Raw genomic sequence first — 4,322 nt, 5'->3', positions numbered from 1 at the left:
CAGAGTCTTCTTAATCTAATGGAGTTTTTACAATGGATTACGTCTGGATAATTGAAATAGACACTTTCTGCTGCTTTATTTTAGGAATCATACTTTACAGTCTTTTTAAGAATTATGACAGACAGACAAAACAGCGCTACTACATTAAGGCTCTCATAATGGGTGTTGTTTCTTTCTTATCAGAAATTAACTGGGCCCTTCTTGAAGGCAATATTATCAGAGAACCACGAATAATTAATTTCTTTACAAATGCAGTTTATTATATTTCTTCTATATTAATGGGATATTTCTGGTTGAATTATGTAGAAACTGCCCTTGAATCAAAAGCATTAAAAAAATCCGGTTACAGAATTGCAGCAAATCTTCCCGTATTGATTGTTATTCTTGGAGTTATAGCATCCTACTTTAACGGCTTCTTTTTCTACATAGATGAAAATAATGTCTACCACAGGGGAAAATTTGTTATAGTTCACACAGTTCTCTGCCACAGCTTTACTCTTGTTACATCCCTTCATGCCCTTAAAAGATCTCTGGAAACAAAAGTTTATCTTAAGCAGCTTGAATACAAGATTCTTTCCATGTTCCTTTTATTCCCACTTACAATCGGAATCATACAGATTATTTTTCCAGAAATTCCAACAGTAAGTATTGGTATTTCCCTTGCCTTCCTTTTTGTTTATATAGACCTGCAGAATCTTTTGATTTCAGTTGATACCCTTACAGGCCTTAATAACAGAAATCAGCTGATGAAATATCTGGGTAATAAAATCAGAAACGAAAATGAAAACGAAAATCTTTACGTCTTTATGCTGGACGTAAATAAATTTAAAAAGATAAATGATACTTACGGCCATGTTGAAGGTGATGCTGCCCTTGTCCGCTGTGCAAAGGCATTAAAAACTTTTAAAAAAGACGGACAGAATTTTATTGGCAGATATGGTGGAGACGAATTTATTGTCATTGCAGAAATCAAGGATAAAAATTCTCTTGAATCCTACTGTCAGAAAATGAAGAATGAACTTGCTTACATCTGTAAAAAAGAAAAGGTAGCCTACGATTTATCTTTCAGCATAGGGTATGCCCTCTACAATAAAAACATGAAGTCCATTCAGGATTTTATTGCCGAAGCTGATAAAAAACTTTACGAAGCAAAAAAGCAAAGGGTTGTAAGTTAAGACTTTTTTATCCTCTTACCAGTGGCAGGAAGATGGTCTGCAAATCCCATTCTACTGTAATCCTGCTTGCATTTTTTAATTCATTAAGCTATCCTCCTTTTTCAGGCGGAAAAAATCATGAGTCAAATATCCGGCGTTTTGGAAAAACTAGAGGGAACTTCTGCCTGTGAAGTTCTTATTCAGATGGAAAAGGTATACCTACATATTTATGAAGAACAGGCTGAATGGTATAAAAAAACAAACTTTACCTGCCCACAAGGATGCGGCAGCTGCTGCAGGGGTTTTGAACCTGATATCCACGAAGGAGAAGCCCTTTACATGGCTGCCTGGCTTTTAGAAAACCAGAATTCCCTGGCATTAAAAATTGCAGACAATAACTTTCCCTTTAATTATAATGATGGAACCTGCCCCTTTTTTAATTCTGAATCACCCTTTCACTGTTCAATTTACGGAGGAAGAGCTTTTATATGCCGTCTCTTTGGAGCCTCAAGTTATTCTTCAAGAAATGGAGACAGTATCTGGCGTCCATGTAAGTTCTATCCGGAAGACAAACTTGCCCTTCACAAACCGCCTCTGCAAAAACGTCAGTACTCCTCAGAAGAAACCATTAAAGTACTTGGAGCCCTTCCACCCCTTATTAGCGATATGACAGAAGAAGCTGTAAGTGAATCATCCGGCCCGGGGCTTTTAATTCATCAGATACTGCCTCAGAAAATCCGCTGGCTTTTATGGCTTATCAGTATGAATGACAATGGAAACGACAATCCCAACGGTACACCATCTCCTGTGGCAGCTTAAGAGCTTACAGCTGTATTTTTACAGATTGTGCATGACGGAGCGGACTTTTCCTATAACACGGAAATCTTCGCTTTCTGCATTTTCAAACATAGCTTCATAGTGACGGTTGTCAGAAATTATCCTTACCCCTTCGTTTGTACACTGAAGTCTTTTTACAAATCCATTTCCCTTGTAGATAATTGCATAAATTCCATCAGTACCATCATAACCGTTTACATCGCAGATAATTATGTCTCCGTCAAAAAGAGTTGGCTCCATGGAATCCCCCTTTACCCTTGAAGCTGCAAATCTTGAACCATACCTGCGCAATTCACCTGGAACAGCTATATAATCCTTTACCTCTTCTGTATCCGGAACAAACTGTCCACGGCCTGCAGAAAAAGCCTGTTCCATTACAGGAATAAGCATGACATCTTTTTTTAATAAATCATCCAGACTCTCTTCCGTCATTCCAAAAAAAGCTTCTGCACTGGTATTAAAAACAGAAAGCATTTTAAGGGTCTCTTCTATAGAAGGAAAGCGGTTTTTATATATTCTGTTCCTCATAGACTGAAGGTCCATGCCTGTTTCTTTACAAAGCCATTCCTGAGTCTTTCCTTTTTGAGAGAGTTTTTCCTTTATTTTCTTCCAAAAGTCTGCTGCTTCCATTTAATACCTCACCTAAAGTATAACATATTTTCCATAAAAGTAAAATATACTATTCCATTTGATTATTTTTCTTGACTTTAAACTATTCCGAATGTATTATTAAGTCATAAAATGATTACAGGATTTCCAAGCCCGGCTCAGGGATATGAAGACAACAGATTTGACCTCAACAGCCTTTACGTAAAGCATCCCTCTGCTACGATTTTTATGACCGTAGATACGGACCGCTACAGCAGTATGTGCATCTTTAACGGAGACCTTCTTATCATAGACCGGTCCAGGAGGATAAAGGCAGGTACCCTGGTAGTCTACGAAAGTCAGGGGCAGTTTGTAATAGGCCGGGCCGGAAGGATAAAAACAGAAGCTGTGGTTACAGGAGCTGTAGTTCATGTAATTCATACGGTAAAGGAACAATGATACTTCATGCAGATGGAAACAGTTTCTATGCTTCCTGTGAACAGATATTCCGTCCGGATTTAAGGAACAAGCCGGTAGCTGTTCTTTCAAACAATGACGGCGTAATTATAGCCCTGAACAGGGAGGCAAAGGCCTGCGGAATAAAAAGAGGAGATCCCTATTTTGAAGTAAGGGAAGTCTGCCGGCAGAAAGGGATTACGGTTTTTTCAAGCAACTATACCCTCTATGCTGATATAAGCAGAAGAATTACTTCCATATATATGGAATATGCTCCTGACATTGAAGAATATTCAATAGACGAATCTTTTTTATTCTTTAAAGGCTGTAATTTTTCTGTCAGGGACTGGTATCAGATAGGACATGAATTAAAAAGGAGGATTTATAAAGAAGTAGGTATGCCCATTTGTGTTGGAGCAGCACCTTCAAAAACACTGGCAAAACTTTACAATAAAAAAGCAAAGGAACACGGCGGAGTTTTTGTCTACGAAAAAGATAAGGCAGATTCCCTTCTCGCTTCTACAGACTGCGAAACTATATGGGGTATAGGACATGCAAGGGCAGCTCTTTTGAAGCAGCACGGAATAAAAAATGCTCTTATGCTAAAGGAGATGAATCTTTTTGATGCAAAAAAACTTCTTTCCATACAAGGCTTTGCAACAGTACAGGAACTTAATGGAATCTCATGTATAGACAAGGTAACCAGAACAAAGAAGGATGTAATAACATCAAGCCGGCAGTTTTCCGTAAAAGTTTATGACATTAAAGTTATGGAATGTGCCCTGGTTCAGTATACGGAACTTGCGGTAGAAAGACTAAGGCTGCAGAAATGTGAATGTGGAAGCGTACACATATATATTTCTACATGTAACTATTACAATCAGAATCAGGAGGAACAGTATTCAAACGGTGCTTACATAAAACTTGAGAGAATGACAAGCTATACACCGGACATAGTAAGGGCTGCAAGAAAAATACTCCCCTGTATTTTCAGGCAGGGCTACGGCTATAAAACCATTATGGTAACTCTAATGGATATTCTTCCGGAAGCTTTTCAGGGTGAACTGTGGACTTCTCCCAGGGAGGACATAAAAAAAAGAAACTTCATGCTGTCCCTGGATAAGATTGCAGAAACCTACGGACGGGGAAGCCTTACTCTTGCAAAAGGAGCAGAAGCAGACGGCTGGCAGATGAAAAGAGATTTTTTAAGTCCCTGCTGGACTACAAGGTACTCTGATTTTCCAAAGATTCACTAGACCTTAGATTCACCAGACTCTAGATTCGCCA

The 4,322-nt window shown here is 38.5% G+C and carries 5 protein-coding genes; 4 read left to right on the top strand and 1 reads right to left on the bottom strand.

The genetic code is table 11. The features are described 5' to 3' along the window. Window positions 1–32 precede the first annotated feature (32 nt). Both K6D58_RS11575 and K6D58_RS11570 read left to right on the top strand, forming a co-directional pair. On the top strand, window positions 33–1,175 hold the full coding sequence (locus tag K6D58_RS11575; RefSeq protein ID WP_296830827.1) for a GGDEF domain-containing protein: 1,143 nt from the start codon (window positions 33–35) through the stop codon (window positions 1,173–1,175). Window positions 1,176–1,292: 117 nt separating this feature from the next. After that, window positions 1,293–1,973, top strand: a complete 681-nt coding sequence (locus K6D58_RS11570; RefSeq protein ID WP_296830825.1) for a YkgJ family cysteine cluster protein — start codon at window positions 1,293–1,295, stop codon at window positions 1,971–1,973. Between the two features lie 18 nt (window positions 1,974–1,991). On the opposite strand, the gene K6D58_RS11565 is transcribed toward K6D58_RS11570, so the two are convergent. After that, entirely contained in the window at window positions 1,992–2,621 is a 630-nt protein-coding gene (locus K6D58_RS11565; RefSeq protein WP_296830822.1) for an XRE family transcriptional regulator, read from the bottom strand. A gap of 111 nt (window positions 2,622–2,732) precedes the next feature. On the opposite strand from K6D58_RS11565, the gene K6D58_RS11560 reads away from it, so the two are divergent. Together K6D58_RS11560 and K6D58_RS11555 are read left to right on the top strand one after the other, a co-directional pair. Beyond that, window positions 2,733–3,038 carry a S24 family peptidase gene (locus tag K6D58_RS11560; RefSeq protein ID WP_296830821.1) on the top strand — a complete coding sequence of 102 codons (306 nt, stop codon included), beginning with the start codon at window positions 2,733–2,735 and terminating at the stop codon, window positions 3,036–3,038. Then, on the top strand, window positions 3,035–4,291 hold the full coding sequence (locus K6D58_RS11555; protein ID WP_296830819.1) for a Y-family DNA polymerase: 1,257 nt from the start codon (window positions 3,035–3,037) through the stop codon (window positions 4,289–4,291). Before K6D58_RS11560 ends, K6D58_RS11555 begins: the two co-directional genes overlap by 4 nt. Window positions 4,292–4,322: the final 31 nt, after the last annotated feature.

This window comes from Treponema sp., from assembly GCF_024696245.1.
In the GTDB taxonomy this organism is placed as follows: Bacteria; Spirochaetota; Spirochaetia; order Treponematales; family Treponemataceae; genus Treponema_D.
Note: the sequence above shows the minus strand (reverse complement) of the source record. Positions and strands in the feature narration are given on the sequence as shown.

What these genes read in the sequence shown, in the direction of transcription:
- K6D58_RS11575 (WP_296830827.1), top strand. Translation starts at nt 33, where the DNA reads ATGGATTACGTCTGGATAATTGAAATAGACACTTTCTGCTGCTTTATT.
- K6D58_RS11565 (WP_296830822.1), bottom strand. Translation starts at nt 2,621, where the DNA reads ATGGAAGCAGCAGACTTTTGGAAGAAAATAAAGGAAAAACTCTCTCAA.
- K6D58_RS11570 (WP_296830825.1), top strand. Translation starts at nt 1,293, where the DNA reads ATGAGTCAAATATCCGGCGTTTTGGAAAAACTAGAGGGAACTTCTGCC.
- K6D58_RS11555 (WP_296830819.1), top strand. Translation starts at nt 3,035, where the DNA reads ATGATACTTCATGCAGATGGAAACAGTTTCTATGCTTCCTGTGAACAG.
- K6D58_RS11560 (WP_296830821.1), top strand. Translation starts at nt 2,733, where the DNA reads ATGATTACAGGATTTCCAAGCCCGGCTCAGGGATATGAAGACAACAGA.